This is a genomic window from Profundicola chukchiensis, from assembly GCF_029664245.1.
GTDB classification, from domain to species: Bacteria; Bacteroidota; Bacteroidia; order Flavobacteriales; family Weeksellaceae; genus Profundicola; species Profundicola chukchiensis.
Map to the genome: position 1 here is coordinate 340,567 of NZ_JANAIE010000003.1, position 19,100 is coordinate 359,666.

The following is a 19,100-nucleotide window of genomic DNA, read 5'->3' on the forward strand; positions in this document are numbered from 1 at the left end:
TCTTTTATTTGGAGCTTTGGTATTGCTCACGGGGACTTTTGCTTTTGCAATTAATGATTCTGAAGATTATATCTTTCCAGAAGATCCTATTGAAATTTATAATCTGAATGAGAAAATAATTTTACCTTGAAGAAGTTTATATTTTTATTAATAAGTATTTGTTTTTATAATACTTATGCCCAGAATTATGAGGTCACTTACGAAAAAATTGAGTTTGCTACAGTTTCCAAAAAAGTTAAACAGCATCCAATACTCAATAAAGTGTTTGGCTCAGATATAATTTCATCTTTTGTTATAAACCTTGATCAAGATCAGTCTTATCAATATTTTGAACCAATATTATCAAATAATTATAAAGTTTTAGATAATTCAGCAAGAATTTACAAAAATATCTCTGAAAATATTGTTTATATTGAAACTCTAATTCCCAATACAATTGTAAGAGATACATTAAATAAATATGATTGGGAATTGATTGAAGATGAAGAATTAAATTTTGAAAATTATAAGTTATTAAAAGCAAAATTTACAAAAAACTTCATGGAATCGGAGTTAACAGTTTTTGCATGGTATACCAATGATATACCCATTTCTAATGGACCAGAAGAATATAATGGGCTTCCTGGGTTGATTTTACGAGTTGAAGTATATTTAGAAAATCAATTAAAAACTTCTATCAATGCGAAAAAAGTAAAACTAAAAAAAACTTCCATTGCTAATCCTTTTCTAAATGAAAAATATAAAATTGTCACCAGAGATGAGAGTGAAAAGTTATTAAGGAATAATTTTAGCGAATTTAAATAAAAAACATTATGACAGATTACATATTGATATTAACAATTTTTGGAGTTGTAATACTTAATGCAGTATTCACTTATAGAATTTTGACTAAGAAGGAAATGAATAAACCCTTAAAAAATTCATTTTTTTTATATACTTATTATCTTCCTTTCATAGGATCGATAATACTATTATTAACTTTAAATGATAAGAAGAAGGTTTAATCTTCAGAATAATTCATGATTTCAAGGCAGTAAGATTCAATTATATAGAAAAGAAGGTTATCCAATTTTGTGAAGATAATCTACAAAATAGAAATTCTAATCAGGATTTTGAAGTATTATTGGCTAAAAAATCAGCAAATTGCAATTAAAATATATAAAAAGTTGAATGTAATTGATAAACTTAAATTAAGTGATTGTGATATTTAAAATTAAATCTTAAAATGCATAGTAAATTCTGCTGGATCGGATTGTTGTTTTTGATGAGTTTTGTTTACTCACAGGATAAAACGTATCAAATAACTTATGAGAACTTTTTTGAATTATCTGAAGATGGCTTAGCTTATGAATTTGAGGATAAGGAAACAAGAGATTTTTATCGCGAATTATGGAATAGAAAGAAAGTTTATCATCTTTTAACGGATAAACAAAAAGGATATTTCAGCCAAGAACATCATTTAGAAGATCAGAAAGTTCTTAATTCATCTGACGGTAGCGTTGTTTCATATGACAATCATGCACCTGATCTTTATCTTAACTATACAGAAAAGACTTGGTCTCAACTTACGGATACTAAAAACTTAATAATACAGAACGAATTAGCAAAACCAGCATGGAATATCGACAGAAATGCGTCTAATGTTCCTCAGTTTTTTAGTTTTAAAACGATGAAAGCTGAAATTAATGATGGTAGCGGAATGATTATTACAGCCTACTATACACCAGAAATTCCCATATCTGCAGGACCAGAAAAATATTATGGTTTACCTGGTTTAATTCTTTATTTAGAAATGCGACTAGAAGAGGATGACCCAGAGTCAGCCGTTATAGCTAATATTTGGCAAGCAAAACTTGTAGAGGAAGTAAAACAAAGTATTCCATCTTTAAAAATAAAAAGAAAAACTACGTTTATGACTGAGATGGATTATCAAAATTTATTAGAAGCTAATATGCAAAAACAACAAGAATATAATTCATCTGGCGTTGAGAAGATTGATTAAAGTTATGATTGATCTTATTTAATTCACAAAATATTTTAATATCAATAAAAGTCTACTTTTTTAGAAATGTGGGCTTTTATTTTTTCTATAAAGTTGGCAAAGGCTTGGTATTATGATTAATATACATGACTTAACACCCTTTAACAGCATTAATGGAACATAATTTGTTAAATTAGAAGAATTATTCACGAAATTTGAATTCTTAATTTAAGCCTATGTCATTATCCGCAATCAACTTGCAGGAACTCAATGAAACCATTAACAACGAAAGTCAAATCATGCATCGCTTGTCCGATGAGATGAAAAAAGTCATCTTCGGTCAGGATAAGATGGTAGAAAGCCTTTTGATTGGTTTGTTAAGTAATGGTCATATTCTGTTGGAAGGTGTACCAGGACTTGCTAAAACTTTAGCCATTAAAACTTTGGCAGAAGCAGTACATGGTCATTTTTCGCGTATTCAGTTTACGCCTGATTTGTTACCCGCTGATGTGGTAGGAACCATGATTTATAACGTAAAGGAAAATGATTTTACGATTAAAAAGGGTCCTATTTTCGCCAATTTTGTGTTAGCAGATGAGATCAACCGTTCGCCAGCTAAGGTGCAGTCAGCTCTGTTAGAAGCCATGCAAGAAAAGCAAGTTACGATTGGTGACGAAACATTTTTCTTAGAAGAACCATTTTTGGTCATGGCTACGCAAAACCCCGTAGAACAAGAAGGAACTTATCCTTTGCCCGAAGCTCAGGTGGATAGGTTTATGTTGAAAACTGTGATTACTTACCCAGATTATGAATCTGAGAGACAAATTATGCGTCATAATATCAATCAAACTTTTCCTAAGATTGAACCCGTAATGCATATTCACGAAATTTTAAAAGCGAGAGAAGTTGTGAAAAAAGTCTATATGGACGAAAAAATTGAACAATATATTCTCGATATTTCTGCTGCAACAAGATATCCTCAGGATTTTCAATTACCCGATCTACAATCCTATTTGAGGTTTGGAACTTCACCACGAGGTAGCATTAATTTAGCAAAAGCAGCTCGTGTGCATGCTTTCTTAAGAAAGAGAGCCTTTGTGATACCAGAAGATATTAGAGCCATTGTACACGACGTAATGCGCCACAGAATCGGTATTACCTATGAAGCAGAAGCCGATAATGTAACCTCAGACCAAATACTGGATAGGATTGTGAATAAAATACCTGTACCTTAGAGGAGAGTGTAGAGTTTATAGTTGAGGGTGTAGAGTTTGGTTGGTTTAGAGTGTAAAGATTAGGACTAGTTTAAAGTTGAAAATTGTTTAAAAATTCTGTATTTATTCGTATAAATGTTTAAATACTAATAAAATGAAGATTAAATTAAATATAATATCAGAGAATTTAATAACATGTATGAAGTGCAAATTTATATCAATCCCTACACCCTCAACCCCACATTTTAAACTAATAACGTATGTTTAATTTTGAGAAATTAGAGGTTTGGAAATTGAGTAAAGAACTTTGTAAGGTTATTTTTAATTTCACGAAGGATTTCCCTAATAATGAAAAATATGTCTTAATAGACCAGATGAGAAGGGCTTCCCTATCAGTGCCATCTAATATAGCAGAAGGTTCTTCAAGAATGACAGTTAAGGATAAACAACATTTTTATACTATGGCATATAGTAGCCTAATGGAATTAGTAAATCACTCAATTATATCTAATGAATTAAATTATATTGATGATGAGCAGTTAAACTTCATAAAGTCAGAGTCATTAATAATTGCTAAAATGATAAGTAAATTAAGAAAAAATACTTTTTAAAATACTAAAAACCATAAACTAACAACACTACACCCTAAACCATATACCCTACACCATATGAAGGATTTGCTTAAAAAAGTGAGACAGATTGAAATCAAGACCAAACGCTTGACGAATAATCTCTTTATGGGTGAATACCAGAGTTCATTCAAGGGAAGAGGTATGGTTTTTTCTGAGGTTAGGCCTTATCAATATGGCGATGATGTTAGGAATATTGATTGGAACAAAACGGCTCATTTCTCTGAACCTTATGTAAAAGTATTTGAAGAAGAAAGAGAACTGACTTTGATGCTTTTGGTAGATGTAAGTGCTTCTCAAAACTTTGGTACACGCAAACAATTAAAGAAACAAACCGTAGCCGAAATCTGTGCTACCTTGGCATTTTCTGCTATGGCTAATAACGACAAAGTAGGGCTCCTACTCTATTCAGACCAAGTGGAATTATATCTTCCGCCAAGTAAAGGTAAATTTCAAGCTTTAAGAATTATTAGAGAATTAGTAGAATACGAACCTAAAAATGCTAAAACCGATTTAAATGCTGCGCTAGATTTTTTATTAAGTACCCAAAAAAGGAAAAGCATTTGTTTTATTTTATCTGATTTTACGGATATTAATTACGAGAAGTCTCTCAGAATTGCTGCACGTAAACATGAATTAACCGGAATTAGAGTGTATGACGAAAAAGAAGAATTTCTTCCTAATATAGGCTTAGCGAATATCATTGATAATGAAACTGGTGAAATGAGAATGATTAACACATCTTCGGCAAGCGTTCGCAGAAATTATGAACAATTCTACCGAAGAGTAAGGGATCAATTTCTAAATATTTTCTCTAAATCAGGTGCAGGAACTATAGAAATTAGAACCGATCAGGACTATATAAAAGCTCTTTTAGCGTACTTTAAAAGTAACCATGCTGCATGATGGGAAGTGAAATTTTTTCAAAGGATTTTTATAATATTTTACACTTAAAAGGCTTGAGTATAGCACAAGTATTGTTTATTTTTATTTGCTCACTCCTACCCTACTCTGTTCATTCACAGGTACAAACAGAATTAAATCCAGATATAATTTTAATTGGTGATACCGCATCGCTTAAAATTACAGTTACCTACGATGCTCGCCAAAAAGTTATATTACCACAGATTGGGGATTCACTTAATTCTTTTTTAGAAGTATCTAACGTGAAGATAGACTCCATGAAAGTTGGTAATAATGCTAATTATATACAGACCATCACTTTAACCAGTTTTGATATAGGTGATTTCTTAGTGAATTCATTACCGGTTGTAATAGATGGAGATACACTTCTTACGAGTTCTAAACGATTAGAAGTAAAAGATCTAGAAGTGGATGCAGATTTAGATAAAATGTATCCCATTAAACCTATCATTCCTCAAGAAATAACTTGGTGGGAAAAGAATAAAAAATATTTAGCCTATTGGGTTGTGGGAATCTTATTGGCAATCATAATTATAGTGTTGATTTATTTGTATTTAAAAGCAGCCAAGAAGAATAAATATGTGAGTAAACCACTTCTTCCACCTTATGAAGAAGCCTTGGAGAATCTTAAGAAACTAGATAAAGAAAACTATTTAAATCAGCAGAATTATAATCAGTTTTATACAGATTTAAGTTTTATTGTAAGAAGATATTTTAGCAGGAGATTTGATTTCCCAGCAATGGCTTTATTAAGTGGTGATTTGCCTCCTTACATGAAAAATAAGGAATTACTTACCGAAATCGAAGCAGAACAATTATCAGCTTTTTTAAAGGATTCAGACTTAGCTAAATTTGGAAGAACGATTCCAGCTGAAGAAAAACATAAATATTATAGAAATTGGATTGAGGAAATTATTCAGAAAACTAGACCGATTTTAGAAGAAGATATTCCGCAGCATATGCAGGATGAAGTAGAACAAGAAAAACTCAGAAAATTAGATAATCGATAATGGGAAATTTTGAGTTTTCGAATCCGTGGTTTTTATTACTTCTGTTGCTCATACCGCTTTTAATTTTAGGGCGATTGGCATTCAGGAATCAGGTATCTGAACCCATGAAAATGCCTTCTATCAAAGCATTTGGTAAAACAGAAACTTGGTATAGCTATATTCCTACTTTGCTCTATATGTTACGAATTACCGCATTGGTATTCTTGATTATTGCTATGGCTAGACCTAGAAAAGTAGATGTAAGTACCAAAGTTCGTTCAGATGAAGGAATCGATATTATGATGGTAGTCGATATTTCGCTAAGTATGTTGGCAAGAGACTTAAAACCGACTAGATTGGATGCTTTACAGGATGTTGCAGAGGAATTTGTTAGCAAAAGGCCAGCAGATAGAATTGGAATGGTGGTTTATTCAGGAGAAGCAGTTTCTAAAGTGCCATTGACTTCTGATAGAGCGATTATGATCGACGAAATTAGAAATCTAAATTTAGATGAATTAGAACCCGGAACAGCCATTGGTATTGGTTTAGCAACAGCTGTAAATCATTTAGAGCATAGCAAAGCCAAGAGTAAGGTAATTATTCTCATGTCAGACGGGGGAGAAAGCCCGGTAGATTATAGCAACAACAAAGTCTATATTAGTCCAGAAGATGCGGCACAAATAGCTGCCGATAGAAACATTAAGGTGTATACCATAGGAATCGGAACCAATGGATTTATTCCTTTACCAAGAGGTTATGAACATTATCCACAACGAGCTTTTCAATTAGACGAGCCTTTGTTACAATATATTGCTAATACGGCTAATGGTCTATATTTCCGTGCTACGGATAACCAAAAATTAGATGAGATTTATGCTGAAATCAATGAGTTAGAAAAGAGTGAAGTCAACGAAATTAAATACTATAATTACACTGAATATTATAGAACATTTCTTTTCTATGCCTTATTCTTTATATTATTAGATACCGTTTTAAGAACCTTGATATTTAGACAGATAGCATGATAAGTAGTCATTGGGATAAACCAAATTATATTATTTTTATGCTGGCGGTATTTATCGTCATGTTCTTGCTATATCGTTTACATAAGTGGCGTGTTCAGGTGAGAGAGATGTATGCTGATACAAGTTTACAAGAGGCTGTATTCAGTCAAAAAAGTGTTTCTTGGTTAAATCTTAAGAATATTTTCTTACTACTTTCATTGGTATTTTTGGTGATTGCTTTAATGGGACCACTTTGGGGAGAAGAAGAACAAACCCTTAAACGAGAAGGAATTGATATAGTTTTTGCCTTGGATTTATCGAATTCTATGAATGCAGAAGATATTGCACCTAGTAGATTAGAAAAAGCCAAAAAATTCATTATTGATTATGTTGAGACATTAGGAGGAGATAGAGTAGGATTAGTCATTTTTGCAGGAGAGGCTTATGCAGTATCACCTTTAACAACCGATTATATGGCCATTAATTCCTTTGTGGCAGGTTTAGATACTAATCTCTTATGGAATCAAGGAACGAATATTTCAGCTTCAATTAGAACCAGTTTAGAGGTTCTTGGGACAGGACAAGATACAAGCAAGGCTATAATTCTTATTTCAGATGGAGAAGACCACGAAGAGGGAATTAAAGATCAGATTGCAAATGCTAAGAAAAATAGAACAGAAATTTTTGCTTTAGGGATTGGTGAATCGGTTCCAGTTCCTATTCCTATGCGAACGGCGGACGGTTTTGACGCAGGATATAAAGAAGATGATAATGGATCTACGGTTTTAACTTCATTTCATGGCGAGAATTTGAGGAATATCGCCGAACTTTCTGGTGGAAGTTACATCAAGGTAGAAAGTCTTGAATCCACGATTAAAAAGTTACAAAACGGTATTAATAGTTTAGAAAAGAAGTCTCAACAAGAAGTACTTACATTTAATAAAAAGCACCAATATCAGTGGTTTTTGGGAATTTCAATTTTATTTTTCTTTATCTATACTTTAACACCAGATAAAAGAATTCTTAACACTTAAAGCCTTATTTTTGTGGGGAATATGAAACTCTGCTTTAGTCAATCTTTGATATTGCTGTGTGTTACCCTCTTTTTTGGAGGTAGCCAGGAAAGTTATGCCCAAACATTAGAAGAGAAAGAGTGGATTGCTGAGGGTAATAAGTATTACTTGCAAAAGGAATTTGACAAGGCTAGAGTAGAGTACAGCAAGGTTTTAGCTACTTCTCCTGCATCTTATAAGGCAAATTTTAATTTAGGAAATGCTTATTTTGAATTAAAGAATTATAAGAATGCTGTAACTCATTTTGAAAAGGCAACTAAGGCAAGTCCAGATAAGCTAGAAAAAGCTAATGCATTTCATAACTTGGGAAATAGCTTATTACAGCAGCATGAATACAAAAAAGCCATTGAGTCTTATAAGGATGCTTTAAGAAATAATCCTAAGGACAACGAAACCAGGTATAACTTGGTATTGGCAAAGAAATTGCTTAATAATCAGGATAAACAACAAAATCCACCGGATTTACCCAAACCTTCTGAATACGCAAAGCAAATGAAATCTAAGGCAGATTTCGAGGCTGAACAGGGTAAATTCGAAGCAGCTAGAAATCTGATGCTAGAAGCTATGCAAAAGGATTCAACGGTAATGCATTATCAATCCTATATTGACAAATTAACCGAAATTGTTGTGCTAGATACGATTAAACTAAAATGAGAACCTTAATTATTTTGTTGATGATTTTTTCTTCTATGGCTGTTTATGGACAGAACGTAGATGATTTTTTTGTGCCTTCAGCAAATTATTATCTACAAGATAAAACCGAAGATGCTCTAGATAAGGTGAATCAAGGATTAGAAGCGCATCCTAATAACAAAAAGCTTTTAGAGCTTAAGAAAAAGATAGAGGAGCAAAAAGAACGCGACAAGGAAAGAGGCAAAAACAACGAGGGAAAGGAGCAAGATGACAATGCTAAACAAAACCCAGAAGAAAATAATAGCCAACAAGATTCTCCACAAGATGATGGTAGAAATAGGGGAGAAGATGGAACAGGAAGTAGTCAAGAAGACCCTATGAATGCAGATGGAGAAGAGCCCTCAGAGAATATAAAAGATCAAGGTGAACGCTTACAGAAAGAGCGTTATGATAATATTTTGAAAGCGCTAGAAAATCAAGAACAAGATACCCAAAGGCGTTTGATGATGGGAAACTCAAAGTCTAAATTGGGTCGTAAACAAAAGGATTGGTAATACATGCAATTAAATAAAAGTATATTTTTATTGATTTTGTTGGCGGGGACCTTTGTCTCGGCTCAGATTTCCTTTAAAGCTGTTCCTGATAAGACTTCTGCTAGGATAGGAGAGAGAATACAGCTTAGTTTTATTATTACTACAAGTCAAGATTTAGACTTCGAACAAGTCACTTTCCCAAGTTTTGCTGGTTTTCAAATGATTGGACGTAATGTTGGTCAAAACTTTAGCTATACCAATGGTAGAATGACCAAGCAATACATGGAAACTGTGATTTTAGTACCACAAAAGAAAGGTAAAATCACGATTAGTGGGGGTTACGTCATGGTAGATGGTAAAAAATATCAATCTAACTCGGTTACTTTTAATATTTCAGAAGCTGCTCCCAAAACAAAAGTACAGGATAGTCAACTCGTTTTTATGGAAGTAATTCTAGATAAAAACAAGGTTTATCCAAATGAGAATATTAATGCAGAGATTAAGTTATATGCTAAATCTTTTGATGCATTAAGACGTAGATCTGATTTGGAAGTTCCAGGAATGTCTGATTTTCAAGTAAGGGAAGTTTCCAAGAATAAGGATCGTGATTTTGAGCAGGAAATGATTAATAATCAGGTTTATATCTCGGAGAGTATTGCCGAATATCAATTAACACCTAAAAGTACAGGTGAATTAGTTATTCCCGCTTTTGCACTTCGAGTAGCTATCCCAATTGATATGTTCGATGAGCGAGTGGTACAAGTTAGGACCAATCATAGATCGATTCATGTGGTAGATTTTCCAGCCAATGCACCATCTATTTTTAAAGGAGCTGTGGGTGATTTTAGATTACTTACTCATTTAGATAAAAATGATGTGAATACCAAAGAATCAGTTAATTATGAGATTGAATTAATTGGTGAAGGTAATTTTTCAAGTATAATTCTACCAAAAATTGATGTACCTAAAGATTTAGAGGTTTATCCATCTAAAACAAGAAATTCTTTTCAAACCACCTCCTCTGGAGAAAAAGGAAAGATTGTAGATCGCTATGTAATGGTTCCTCAGTATGGAGGAAGTTTTAAAATTCCTGAAATCGAGTTTTGTTATTTTAATCCAAAAACGGAAAAATACATCACTATTACTTCAGATGCTCAAGAGTTAAATGTAAAAGGTGAAACTAAACAAGAAACTCAAACCAAAACAGAAATAGCCAAGGCAGATTCGATTAAACAAGATTCAGCAAAGTCGATGAAGAGCATATTACCAGAGATTCCTTCGGAGATTACCAATATTTTTAAAAAGCCTAAGAATGATTTAAGCGTCGATAAGCAAGAATCTTCTAGTAATAGTAGTTGGTGGTATGCAGGTCTAGGACTTCCCTTAATCGCGGGATTAGTTTGGTTCTTTGTGTTTAGAAAGCCTAAAGAGGATAACGAAGATGAATTAGACATGGCAGAATTTAATGCTTCTGCTTTAAAATCTAAGCTTAAATCGGATTTAAAAGATTTAAAATTGGCTCAACAAAGTCATGATAAGGATTCATTCTTGAGAAAAGCCAATGAAATTTTAAATGATATTGTAGTTAAAAAGGCTGGTGAACATAAATTGTATGATGTAATCGAGGCTAAGAATATACTTTCAAATCAAGTCTCGAACGACTATGCCTCTCGCTGGGAGAAATTTTATAATGATATTCAATCCATGTCCTATGGAATGGCAACAAATGGTCTTGATTTAGAAGGAAAATACGTTGTGATAGAGGATTTGGTTAAGGAATCATTAAAATAATAAAGTTTGTGTGGTTTAAGATTTAATTATTCTTAATTTTGCGCGCCTTAATTGAGAAAAAATAAACTTTATGAATCTATTTAATATGCTTCCATTGGTTTCGCCTGTCGCTGGTAGTTGGACTCCCAACTTCGATTTCGAGCAAATTTTATCTGCCTTTTTGGTATTATTTGCTGTTATTGATATTGTAGGTAGTATTCCATTGATTGTAAGTTTGCGTCATAGAGCTGGAACGATTCAATCAGAAAAAGCTTCATTGGTTGCTGGGGCCTTATTAATTGCCTTTTTATTCGTTGGAGAGCGTATGCTTAGCTTATTAGGAATAGATGTTTATTCGTTCGCTGTGGCAGGTGCTTTGGTTTTATTTTTCTTAGCAATTGAAATGATTTTAGGCATTGAGATTCATAAAATAGAAGAACCAAAAACGGTATCAATTGTTCCGATTGCTTTTCCATTAGTGGCAGGAGCAGGATCATTAACTACCGTTCTATCGATTAGAGCTGAGTTTAGGGTAGAAAATATCATTATAGCCATCATATTGAATATGATTGTGGTTTACTTGGTATTGAAGTTTGCCGACAAATTAGAGAAAATACTATCTCCGGGCGTTTTAAACGTACTTAAAAAAGTATTTGGTATCATCTTGTTAGCCATCGCTATTAAGTTATTCTCAGCCAACTTAAATCTTTTAATTAACATTTTGTAGAATAAAGTTTCAGTCAAATAATTATCTTTGAATCATGAAAGGTTTATTTTATATATTAATATTAGTATTTGTAGTCGCTAGCGCCGTTAGCGTGTATAACTTAGATTTCCAAGAGCCATTGTGGTCAGAAGTGAATAACTACCAATGGATGACAATTGCAGCATCAGTCTGTGGATTGTTATTGAGCGCAATCTTCCTTAGATATCAAGCGCTAAAAGAAAATTTAGACAACAAATAGAATTAGAATTAAAGCACCGGATTTCTTTTTAAACAAGAGATTCGGTGTTTTTATATGCTAGAGAGTTAAATAGTTACTTATAGATACTCTTGATTAAAAATGATCAGTCAAGGTTACATCGATTATTACCTCTTAATTTCGAATTGATTTGTATCTTTATAATATAAATTAATTCAAAGAAAAGGACACAAGAGACTTGTACATAAGGGGCAATAAGGTTTTTATTAAAAGAAACGATTGGATATAAATCTAGCTTTATTAATCTTGAGTTTTTATTTAGTCGAGGCAAGCTAGCTAAAAGATCAACAGAAATTAAAGTTCATCCATTTAACCTTGATTTTGAAATATATAGTGGAAGGATACGAAGAAAGTTTAGATATAAATGCGCGCAAGATGAATCAAAATGATATCATCTACTTTGAAAGAACAGAGGGTGTATAATTAATTAAAACTAGAAAATGCAAGTGGGAACTAGTTTCTAGTTATATAGCGAGACGTAGCTTTTTTATAAATAAGATTCTTAGCGGTGTTATGATCGCGACATTCTGCATTTAAATGGTTACAAAACAGCGAAAGAGTTTTCTAAATATATTCGTATTTGAAGTTTGGAACGAGCAAAATTATTAGTTGATACTGACAATTTCAAAAAGGCATTTAATTAATTTGGATGATTAATTTAAATTTTAATACCGGTTTTGTATTACTTACTCCAATTTGATATAATTGAACACATTATACAATTCCATTATTTTAGAATATTGATTATGAATTACATACCTCAAAGTATTTAAAAAAATTTACGAGCACATTCACTAGCATTATAAATTGAAATATGAATTTTTATAATTAAATATTATATCAGATGAGAATGGACTTGTTATTATTTACTAGTTGGATGAGTAAAAGGTTTATTCTATTAATAAAATAAACGATATCAGCGACCATTATTCAAATGAAATTAATAAATGGGTAAACCATCTATTTTCATTAAAGGAATTAAATATGGACAATATCTATCCCATGTTTTTTTATCAACTCTTTTATAAATGGAATTATATAATTCAAACCATTTATCATGTTTATAGGTACGGGAATAATAATCACCATCGATAGAGAATTGTCTTAAAGTGGTCTCATCGGTGAAAAGCATTAAGATTTTCTCTAGATTTTGATGTTTTAATTCCTGGGTCTTTGGCTCAAATCCAACTTTATGAATAATTCTAACTATTTCTTCACCAGAGTAGTTTTTGCTAATCCCTGAAGGGTTATTATTATAATAATTATCCCAAGTTGGATCAATATCTGGAAATTGACCTAGGACAAAGTTAGAACTTAATAGAAGTAATAGATATAAATAGATTCTCATAACTTTCGAGTTTTATATGTTTAAACATTTTTATTTTCAATTGGAATTTAATGTTTAATTAAAGATAAGCCATATACAAAAATAGAACATTTAGAGCATATTTGTGTCTGACAAAAATTAAACTTATCCACAATTTGACCTGTGTATGTTGATTTTATTAATCAATAAATTTAACAAAATCTTATCAATTTTATTGAAAATAATATTTATTGTCTTAACTTTATGTGGAAAATAATTGATTTTTATGGGTAAGTTTTTATTTATTTTGTTGCTCACATTGTTTTCTACAATAATTGAAGCTCAAACTTTTAAATTAAAAGCTTTAGAATACTCCTCTAGAGATTTTGATAATGGTATTTGGTCTGATTGGTCAAAAGAAATAAAACTCAATTTTCTGGTCACAATAAATTTTGATGACCATAAAATAAAAGTATTTAATAGATACAATCCCGAGGAATTTGATATTGTGAGATATTATGAAATAGTAAAGGTAGAGGGACATGATGTTTTAGAACTTGAAGTTGTGGATAGCAAAGGTTATGATTGTGGTATTAAATTAATTTTCTCCAAAAAAACGGATGAGGCTTGGGTAACCATGTATGTGATGTATGGAAATTTTGATTATATGTTATATATGGAACCTAGTTAACTACTATAGAGTTTTAGAATTCAATATTATAAATTAAATTTAAAATACTGTTAAACAATTTAATATTCATCAAATCAATCTTTTTAAAATCAATTAAAATGTATAAGAAAATATTAATATATGTTTTATTATTTGCTTCAATTTTAACTTCTGCTCAAGTTGTTAAATTTAGAGCAAAATTATCTTCTACAAGAGATTATAATTCGGGTTCTTGGGGAGAGTTTACGGAAGAAAGGATATCGAACGATCTTATAGTATTAGACTTTGATAAAGCCAAAGTAACGATTTATATGAGAGAGAATATTGAGGATTTTGATATTATCAAAGAATATAAAACAGAAATATCGTCGGATGGAACGCATATTAATACTTATAAGGCTGTGGATAAAGAGGGATTGAAATGTACAATTTTATTTGCCTATTACCCAGATAATGTTAAACTTGGAATGGGATTGTTTGTCCGATATGGAAACTTTGAATATAGTTATTATGGAGACTATAATTGAATAAAGATTATTGTTGTTAAAACCAATTTGCGTTCAAAAAATTGAGATTAATTAGAAGTATCGTGTTTTAATTTATATTTACCTATAAGTCAGCTTTTTATGTCAACAATCTATATATATAATTTTTGTATTAATATAACTGTCTATTCTTCATTATAAAACTTAATCTTACTTATTTATTAAGATAGTTCGATATTCTTTGAGTTCGTGAATTTCTTGTTGTTTGATTTCAATAATATTGTTAGCTTTTTGATACACAGTTTAAATAAAACTATTTATTATTCCTTGATCAGTTGTATTATGTATTATAATACTCCCCTAAATTCGGAACATGAGTTAAGGATTAAAAAAAGTATTAATTATAGCTAAAAAGAAATAGAGCGGAAAAGAAGAAAATTCACCGTAGCTTTTAAGACAAAAGTAGTGATTGAAGCATTAAAAGAGTGAGAGACGCTCCAGGAGTTATCAATACGATTTTGAACTTCAACCTAATCAAATTTCTCAGTGGAAACGTGCATTTTTAAACAATGCAGATAAAGCTTTTGATAAGAAACAACCAGATGAGGAGCATGTTGACATAAACAAGTTATACCAAAAAATTGGAGAACTTGAAGTGGAACGAGACTTTTTAATAAAATAGCTTTCGGAAAACAGGACTGTGAAAGAACGTGAATATCTTATCGAAAAGGATACTACGTACTTGAGTGTTCGAAAGCAAAGTGAACTCTTGGAAGTTAATTGAAGTAATTACTAGTCAACATTGGATAGAAACTTTGTAAGAAAAACAAATCAAAATCAGTATGGATGGTGGTCTAGCCCCTTAAACAATCGGTCAGGATTATAAATCAAAATTACTTTTACTTAAACCCTGCGGAAAATGGATTGGATTTATACCAAGGAATTCAACTATATATCAACACATATTATCACAGAAGACACCAAGGAATAGCCAGACAAAAACCAATAGAAAAATACCAACAAGCAGGATGGCTCGCGTTTCCAACATTTCAACACTATATGAAAAAACCCTTAGGGGGGCGTATATTGAAATAATGAAAACTCTCTCTTTTGTAAACAAAAAAATTTCTATCCTTATAACACTATTGGTCTGACATATGGGAATTACTATCATGTAAAGGAACTTGAAAGCCTTTGAGTCCTTTGAAATTTAACCTCTTCAAGAACTGTTTCCTTATTTGGTTTTAATAAAGCACCAAATCTACTTAATACCAAGATCGGTAAGATGGGTTCTCGATAATTACCTCTTACATAGACATCACTCAGAACATCATATGCAATTCCCTAAATAAAAGAAATAAGTTTGAAATGTACAGCGTGATTCATAATTTAAATAACTTATTCACTTTGAAGATATATAATTCTATATAATAAAAACATTGTAATTATATGTTCACAATAAATTATCTGTTATAGCCAATTCTAAAATCCTTAAAGGAATATTAATAATAAGTTAAAATAATTATGATAACACAAGTAATATTTATAGTTTTATCATAAAAGTTTTTGAGTTATGGAATCTATGGTAGTCGTATTGATAGTAGCATCAATAGTATTTTTTTTAATGGCCGAATTTTTCGGGAGAGCGAAGCATATTGGTAGGTGGTGGTCATTTTTCCTTCTATTGTCTGGATTTTTTCCAGGATTAATTGCACTTATAGCAAGTCCATCTGCCAAAAATCAACCAACAAAGGGTGGAAATGGTTATAAAGTTTGGGGCATAATACTGTTAATATTTGGAGGATTAAACTTTTTTATGCTTATTGGTTCAGAAGGTCAAATGGGACAAGCATTTGTTGCATTTTTGATGACAGGTTTTTATCTGATTCAGTTGTCACAAGGTAAAGTTGTTAATTATGATCCTAAATTCTACTTTGAATCTACTTCTAAAAGTATAGAATCAAGATCGCAATATAATACTTCTACCTCGCCTCCTCCATTTCTAGGTGAAAATAATGTTTTAAATGGTGGAGAATCAATTTCTAGTTCTTATAAAGATTTAGAATTATTATTTAATAAAGGCGTTATAACCAAATATGAATACGAACAGAAAATTAAATCTTTAAAGGAGTCAAATCTTATGGATGAAGTTCAAAAAACTAATGAATTCAAAAGCTTAACAAGATTATATAACAATAAACTGCTTGAAGATTATGAATACCAGAATAAACTAGAAGTACTTAAAAATAAGATGAGAGCAAATAACATAGAGTCAAAAAGTACCATTCATAAAAAGTATAAGATAGACGGAGATGAATACGAGATTAAAGACATTTTAAACAAATTCAGAATAGGAAATTACTTTTTGTCTAAAAGTGATTATATAGAAATTGATAATACAAGAAAACAATTGAGAGATATTCCTGAATTAATGGAAGCGCTAAAAGAATATTTACCCCCAAATTAAATTAAATGAAATATTTTTTAAGAAATAATGAAAAGGAGTTTCTATCTATTTCATTGCAAGAACTTAAACAGCTTACTAAAAATAAAGATTTAAATGATTTATACTATTGGCATCAAGGAATGGCAGATTGGGAAAAATTCGACGGTTCTAATTTGCAAACCAAAATAGCTAAAGATCGGAGATCTACAACTTTATTAACATTTATTACAAGTGTTGTAATATTTGCTATCATTGGTGTGATCATGGTTTCAATTAATTATAATAATGATGATTCGAGTTATACCTCAACTTCTGAAGAGGTTGTAGTCGAGACAGATGAGGATATAATTTTAGAAGATTATGAGAGTCAAAGTAAAAATATAAACGAGTCAAGCATTAATTCGAATAGTATAAATGAAATTAATAATGATAAAGAAAGTCAGGGTTTAAAGGATGTTTTTGCAGGGAAAAATAATTATAATTACGATGATATTAACTATGAACCCGTAAAAAACTTTAAGTATGTTTATATTGTATTCGACGTAAGCATTCCAAAAGAACTTGGATATAATGAAGGGATGTATGACTCTTCATTAGGTATTAATATAAAAGGAACCTATTATCCAATCTATGAAGACTCTCAGCTTATATCGGATGTATTAGAAATAGAAGATTACTCAGAGGACTTAAAACACAGATTATTTGATAGTTTTGAAAGTCAGAATATAGAGCCATCTGGATTCCCATCATTAAGGGCTTCAAACTCACAAGGAATATTTGAATATAGAGCTAAGGTGTTACAAAGAAACATATATGTTTTCGATTCTTATTCAGAAGCGAGTAAACATAGACGTAAGAAACTATAATCTTTAAATAAAGTTATATCTAAGTAAACTTCTATTATCCTTTTAAACTATATCGTGATTCTAATAGTATTTTCAATCTTTCTGCTAGTAATCATTTCAAAGCAACTAGGGAATTATTCTAGTGAAAAAGAACCCAATATCTCTAGAGGGTAGTTCTAGTGTAACAGAGTCAAAGAAAAAGCCCTCAAATTAAATTGTTTGGGAACATAAACCATTGAAGATAGAGGAGAATACTCCAAAATGAAATAAAGAAGCTTCTAACGTTTCTTCAAAGTTAGAAGTCTTAGCAATTGAACCTTTAAAATTAATAGAACCCTTATCTGAAAAGAATGTAAAATAGATAGATCAATTATTTGAAGATTGGGAGCAAATCCTTAAACATCAAAGTGCTTTTGACTACGTTACTAATATTGAATGTGAAGAACAAGATAGGATGTATGATTTATATACACAAGAGCTTTATCCTATGACGACAAGTTCTAAATCTATTATTGATTTTAACTTCAATAATTACAGAATCAAGGATTATCTAGTAAATTATAAATTAACTAACTGCCTGCAAGGTAGTGGTTATTCTTATGATTTTATTTTTATAACATCTTCAAACGGTTAATTAAAAATTAATTCACAACGTACAAATAAATTAAAACAGCATTTCTTTAACTATGTTAAAAATAATTTCGGTGAAGATGTATACTATATACAAGAAAAAAGGTTATATCGTCACCAAATCCTTTAAAATAAACTCAATAGATAATAATGGTTTCTGTAGTGGTGGATTCTATTTATCTCAGGAGGGTGCAAATTGTTGCTCTCAATATAGATTAGATTTTACTTATGACATAAAAACTGATAATTTGGAAGTCTTTAATGTAAAGAATAATCCTATTCTCAAGTTTTATTGTTGTAAAACAGAAATATAAAAGGTAAAAGAAATATATTAGATAGTAAAGAAGCTAAAATAAAGTTTTTTGAAATTTCAAATCCATCCTTACGCTCTTTTGAAGAAAGATAAGCGTTGCTGAAAATAGCTTTATAAGGTCTAAATAACACGGTGTGATTATTTCTATAATTAATATTTTCATTATTGTCAGCGGATGTTGAATGCATATAAGTCTTCCATCTTGAAACCCATTTACCAGAACTACTTCTAACATGAGAATCTGATAAAGGTCGAACCCCCCCATATCCTTTAGGAGTAGTGAGTTGAGATTTATACGATTCATATTGATATAACTCTAACTGTGAACTGAATATACCTAAAGCAAAACTAAATATTAAATAGACAATTAGAGTTTTGCTAATGAGCGCAAGTGAGCTACTTTTTTTATTTTGTTTTAAATTCTTAGATTTTTTAAATATAAACTGTAATTCATGCAAAGTTTTAGCTTGAACCCAATCATCTAAACCTGCACGCCAAACATAATCTTCAGGCTTTAAGTTTTTCATTCTTAGTCCTTCTAAGGTAAATGGACCCTCTTCAATGCCATTAATTATTATGTAATATTTTTTCATGGTCAGTATAATTTTAGCAAGTAAATTCGAAAATACTTAAAATTTTTAACTTAAATATTAAATAGCTAGTTAGTAGTTT

General features: G+C 30.8%; 18 protein-coding genes. 16 read left to right on the forward strand and 2 right to left on the reverse strand.

What is annotated here, in order from left to right; genetic code table 11:
* Positions 1 to 126: 126 nt before the first annotated feature.
* From NLM59_RS05990 to NLM59_RS06045, 12 genes are all read left to right on the forward strand, one after another.
* On the forward strand, positions 127 to 804 hold the full coding sequence (locus tag NLM59_RS05990) for a GLPGLI family protein (protein ID WP_304416844.1): 678 nt from the start codon (positions 127 to 129) through the stop codon (positions 802 to 804).
* A gap of 421 nt (positions 805 to 1,225) precedes the next feature.
* On the forward strand, positions 1,226 to 2,002 hold the full coding sequence (locus NLM59_RS05995) for a GLPGLI family protein (protein WP_304416845.1): 777 nt from the start codon (positions 1,226 to 1,228) through the stop codon (positions 2,000 to 2,002).
* 215 nt (positions 2,003 to 2,217) lie between these two features.
* Positions 2,218 to 3,216, forward strand: a complete 999-nt coding sequence (locus NLM59_RS06000; protein ID WP_304416846.1) for an AAA family ATPase — start codon at positions 2,218 to 2,220, stop codon at positions 3,214 to 3,216.
* 239 nt (positions 3,217 to 3,455) lie between these two features.
* The gene (locus tag NLM59_RS06005) at positions 3,456 to 3,806 is read left to right on the forward strand and encodes a four helix bundle protein (protein WP_304416847.1); all 351 of its coding nucleotides are present in this window, start codon (positions 3,456 to 3,458) and stop codon (positions 3,804 to 3,806) included.
* Between the two features lie 57 nt (positions 3,807 to 3,863).
* Positions 3,864 to 4,730, forward strand: coding sequence for a DUF58 domain-containing protein (locus NLM59_RS06010; RefSeq protein ID WP_304416848.1), 867 nt, complete (start codon positions 3,864 to 3,866; stop codon positions 4,728 to 4,730).
* The gene (locus tag NLM59_RS06015) at positions 4,727 to 5,758 is read left to right on the forward strand and encodes a hypothetical protein (protein ID WP_304416849.1); all 1,032 of its coding nucleotides are present in this window, start codon (positions 4,727 to 4,729) and stop codon (positions 5,756 to 5,758) included. Before NLM59_RS06010 ends, NLM59_RS06015 begins: the two co-directional genes overlap by 4 nt.
* Positions 5,758 to 6,762: a vWA domain-containing protein gene (locus NLM59_RS06020; protein WP_304416850.1), complete on the forward strand. Its 1,005-nt coding sequence runs from the start codon at positions 5,758 to 5,760 to the stop codon at positions 6,760 to 6,762. Before NLM59_RS06015 ends, NLM59_RS06020 begins: the two co-directional genes overlap by 1 nt.
* Positions 6,759 to 7,775 (forward strand): VWA domain-containing protein, encoded by a 1,017-nt coding sequence (locus NLM59_RS06025; RefSeq protein WP_304416851.1) that lies wholly within the window; start codon positions 6,759 to 6,761, stop codon positions 7,773 to 7,775. The genes NLM59_RS06020 and NLM59_RS06025 overlap by 4 nt, the downstream gene beginning before the upstream one ends.
* Positions 7,776 to 7,820: 45 nt before the next feature.
* On the forward strand, positions 7,821 to 8,468 hold the full coding sequence (locus NLM59_RS06030) for a tetratricopeptide repeat protein (protein ID WP_304416852.1): 648 nt from the start codon (positions 7,821 to 7,823) through the stop codon (positions 8,466 to 8,468).
* Positions 8,465 to 9,001 carry a hypothetical protein gene (locus NLM59_RS06035; protein ID WP_304416853.1) on the forward strand — a complete coding sequence of 179 codons (537 nt, stop codon included), beginning with the start codon at positions 8,465 to 8,467 and terminating at the stop codon, positions 8,999 to 9,001. The genes NLM59_RS06030 and NLM59_RS06035 overlap by 4 nt, the downstream gene beginning before the upstream one ends.
* 3 nt (positions 9,002 to 9,004) lie before the next feature.
* Positions 9,005 to 10,771 carry a BatD family protein gene (locus NLM59_RS06040; protein ID WP_304416854.1) on the forward strand — a complete coding sequence of 589 codons (1,767 nt, stop codon included), beginning with the start codon at positions 9,005 to 9,007 and terminating at the stop codon, positions 10,769 to 10,771.
* 70 nt (positions 10,772 to 10,841) lie between these two features.
* Positions 10,842 to 11,477, forward strand: a complete 636-nt coding sequence (locus tag NLM59_RS06045; protein WP_304416855.1) for a MarC family protein — start codon at positions 10,842 to 10,844, stop codon at positions 11,475 to 11,477.
* A gap of 1,196 nt (positions 11,478 to 12,673) precedes the next feature.
* On the opposite strand, the gene NLM59_RS06050 is transcribed toward NLM59_RS06045, so the two are convergent.
* Positions 12,674 to 13,081 (reverse strand): hypothetical protein, encoded by a 408-nt coding sequence (locus tag NLM59_RS06050; protein ID WP_304416856.1) that lies wholly within the window; start codon positions 13,079 to 13,081, stop codon positions 12,674 to 12,676.
* 244 nt (positions 13,082 to 13,325) lie between these two features.
* On the opposite strand from NLM59_RS06050, the gene NLM59_RS06055 reads away from it, so the two are divergent.
* The 4 genes from NLM59_RS06055 (at position 13,326) to NLM59_RS06070 (ending at position 17,506) form a co-directional block, all read left to right on the forward strand.
* On the forward strand, positions 13,326 to 13,730 hold the full coding sequence (locus NLM59_RS06055; RefSeq protein WP_304416857.1) for a hypothetical protein: 405 nt from the start codon (positions 13,326 to 13,328) through the stop codon (positions 13,728 to 13,730).
* A gap of 98 nt (positions 13,731 to 13,828) precedes the next feature.
* A complete protein-coding gene (locus NLM59_RS06060) occupies positions 13,829 to 14,236 on the forward strand; it encodes a hypothetical protein (RefSeq protein WP_304416858.1) in 408 nt (135 codons plus the stop codon).
* Positions 14,237 to 15,767: 1,531 nt separating this feature from the next.
* A complete protein-coding gene (locus NLM59_RS06065; RefSeq protein WP_304416859.1) occupies positions 15,768 to 16,661 on the forward strand; it encodes a hypothetical protein in 894 nt (297 codons plus the stop codon).
* Between the two features lie 5 nt (positions 16,662 to 16,666).
* Positions 16,667 to 17,506: a hypothetical protein gene (locus NLM59_RS06070; RefSeq protein ID WP_304416860.1), complete on the forward strand. Its 840-nt coding sequence runs from the start codon at positions 16,667 to 16,669 to the stop codon at positions 17,504 to 17,506.
* Positions 17,507 to 18,397: 891 nt separating this feature from the next.
* Here NLM59_RS06070 and NLM59_RS06075 read toward each other — a convergent pair.
* Positions 18,398 to 19,021, reverse strand: a complete 624-nt coding sequence (locus NLM59_RS06075) for a DUF4339 domain-containing protein (RefSeq protein WP_304416861.1) — start codon at positions 19,019 to 19,021, stop codon at positions 18,398 to 18,400.
* Between the last annotated feature and the right edge of the window lie 79 nt (positions 19,022 to 19,100).

Bases quoted from the DNA above. Each gene is read 5' to 3' on its own strand.
- NLM59_RS05995 (WP_304416845.1), top strand. From the start codon at position 1,226: ATGCATAGTAAATTCTGCTGGATCGGATTGTTGTTTTTGATGAGTTTT.
- NLM59_RS06000 (WP_304416846.1), top strand. From the start codon at position 2,218: ATGTCATTATCCGCAATCAACTTGCAGGAACTCAATGAAACCATTAAC.
- NLM59_RS06005 (WP_304416847.1), top strand. From the start codon at position 3,456: ATGTTTAATTTTGAGAAATTAGAGGTTTGGAAATTGAGTAAAGAACTT.
- NLM59_RS06010 (WP_304416848.1), top strand. From the start codon at position 3,864: ATGAAGGATTTGCTTAAAAAAGTGAGACAGATTGAAATCAAGACCAAA.
- NLM59_RS06015 (WP_304416849.1), top strand. From the start codon at position 4,727: ATGATGGGAAGTGAAATTTTTTCAAAGGATTTTTATAATATTTTACAC.
- NLM59_RS06020 (WP_304416850.1), top strand. From the start codon at position 5,758: ATGGGAAATTTTGAGTTTTCGAATCCGTGGTTTTTATTACTTCTGTTG.
- NLM59_RS06025 (WP_304416851.1), top strand. From the start codon at position 6,759: ATGATAAGTAGTCATTGGGATAAACCAAATTATATTATTTTTATGCTG.
- NLM59_RS06035 (WP_304416853.1), top strand. From the start codon at position 8,465: ATGAGAACCTTAATTATTTTGTTGATGATTTTTTCTTCTATGGCTGTT.
- NLM59_RS06040 (WP_304416854.1), top strand. From the start codon at position 9,005: ATGCAATTAAATAAAAGTATATTTTTATTGATTTTGTTGGCGGGGACC.
- NLM59_RS06045 (WP_304416855.1), top strand. From the start codon at position 10,842: ATGAATCTATTTAATATGCTTCCATTGGTTTCGCCTGTCGCTGGTAGT.
- NLM59_RS06050 (WP_304416856.1), bottom strand. From the start codon at position 13,081: ATGAGAATCTATTTATATCTATTACTTCTATTAAGTTCTAACTTTGTC.
- NLM59_RS06055 (WP_304416857.1), top strand. From the start codon at position 13,326: ATGGGTAAGTTTTTATTTATTTTGTTGCTCACATTGTTTTCTACAATA.
- NLM59_RS06060 (WP_304416858.1), top strand. From the start codon at position 13,829: ATGTATAAGAAAATATTAATATATGTTTTATTATTTGCTTCAATTTTA.
- NLM59_RS06065 (WP_304416859.1), top strand. From the start codon at position 15,768: ATGGAATCTATGGTAGTCGTATTGATAGTAGCATCAATAGTATTTTTT.
- NLM59_RS06070 (WP_304416860.1), top strand. From the start codon at position 16,667: ATGAAATATTTTTTAAGAAATAATGAAAAGGAGTTTCTATCTATTTCA.
- NLM59_RS06075 (WP_304416861.1), bottom strand. From the start codon at position 19,021: ATGAAAAAATATTACATAATAATTAATGGCATTGAAGAGGGTCCATTT.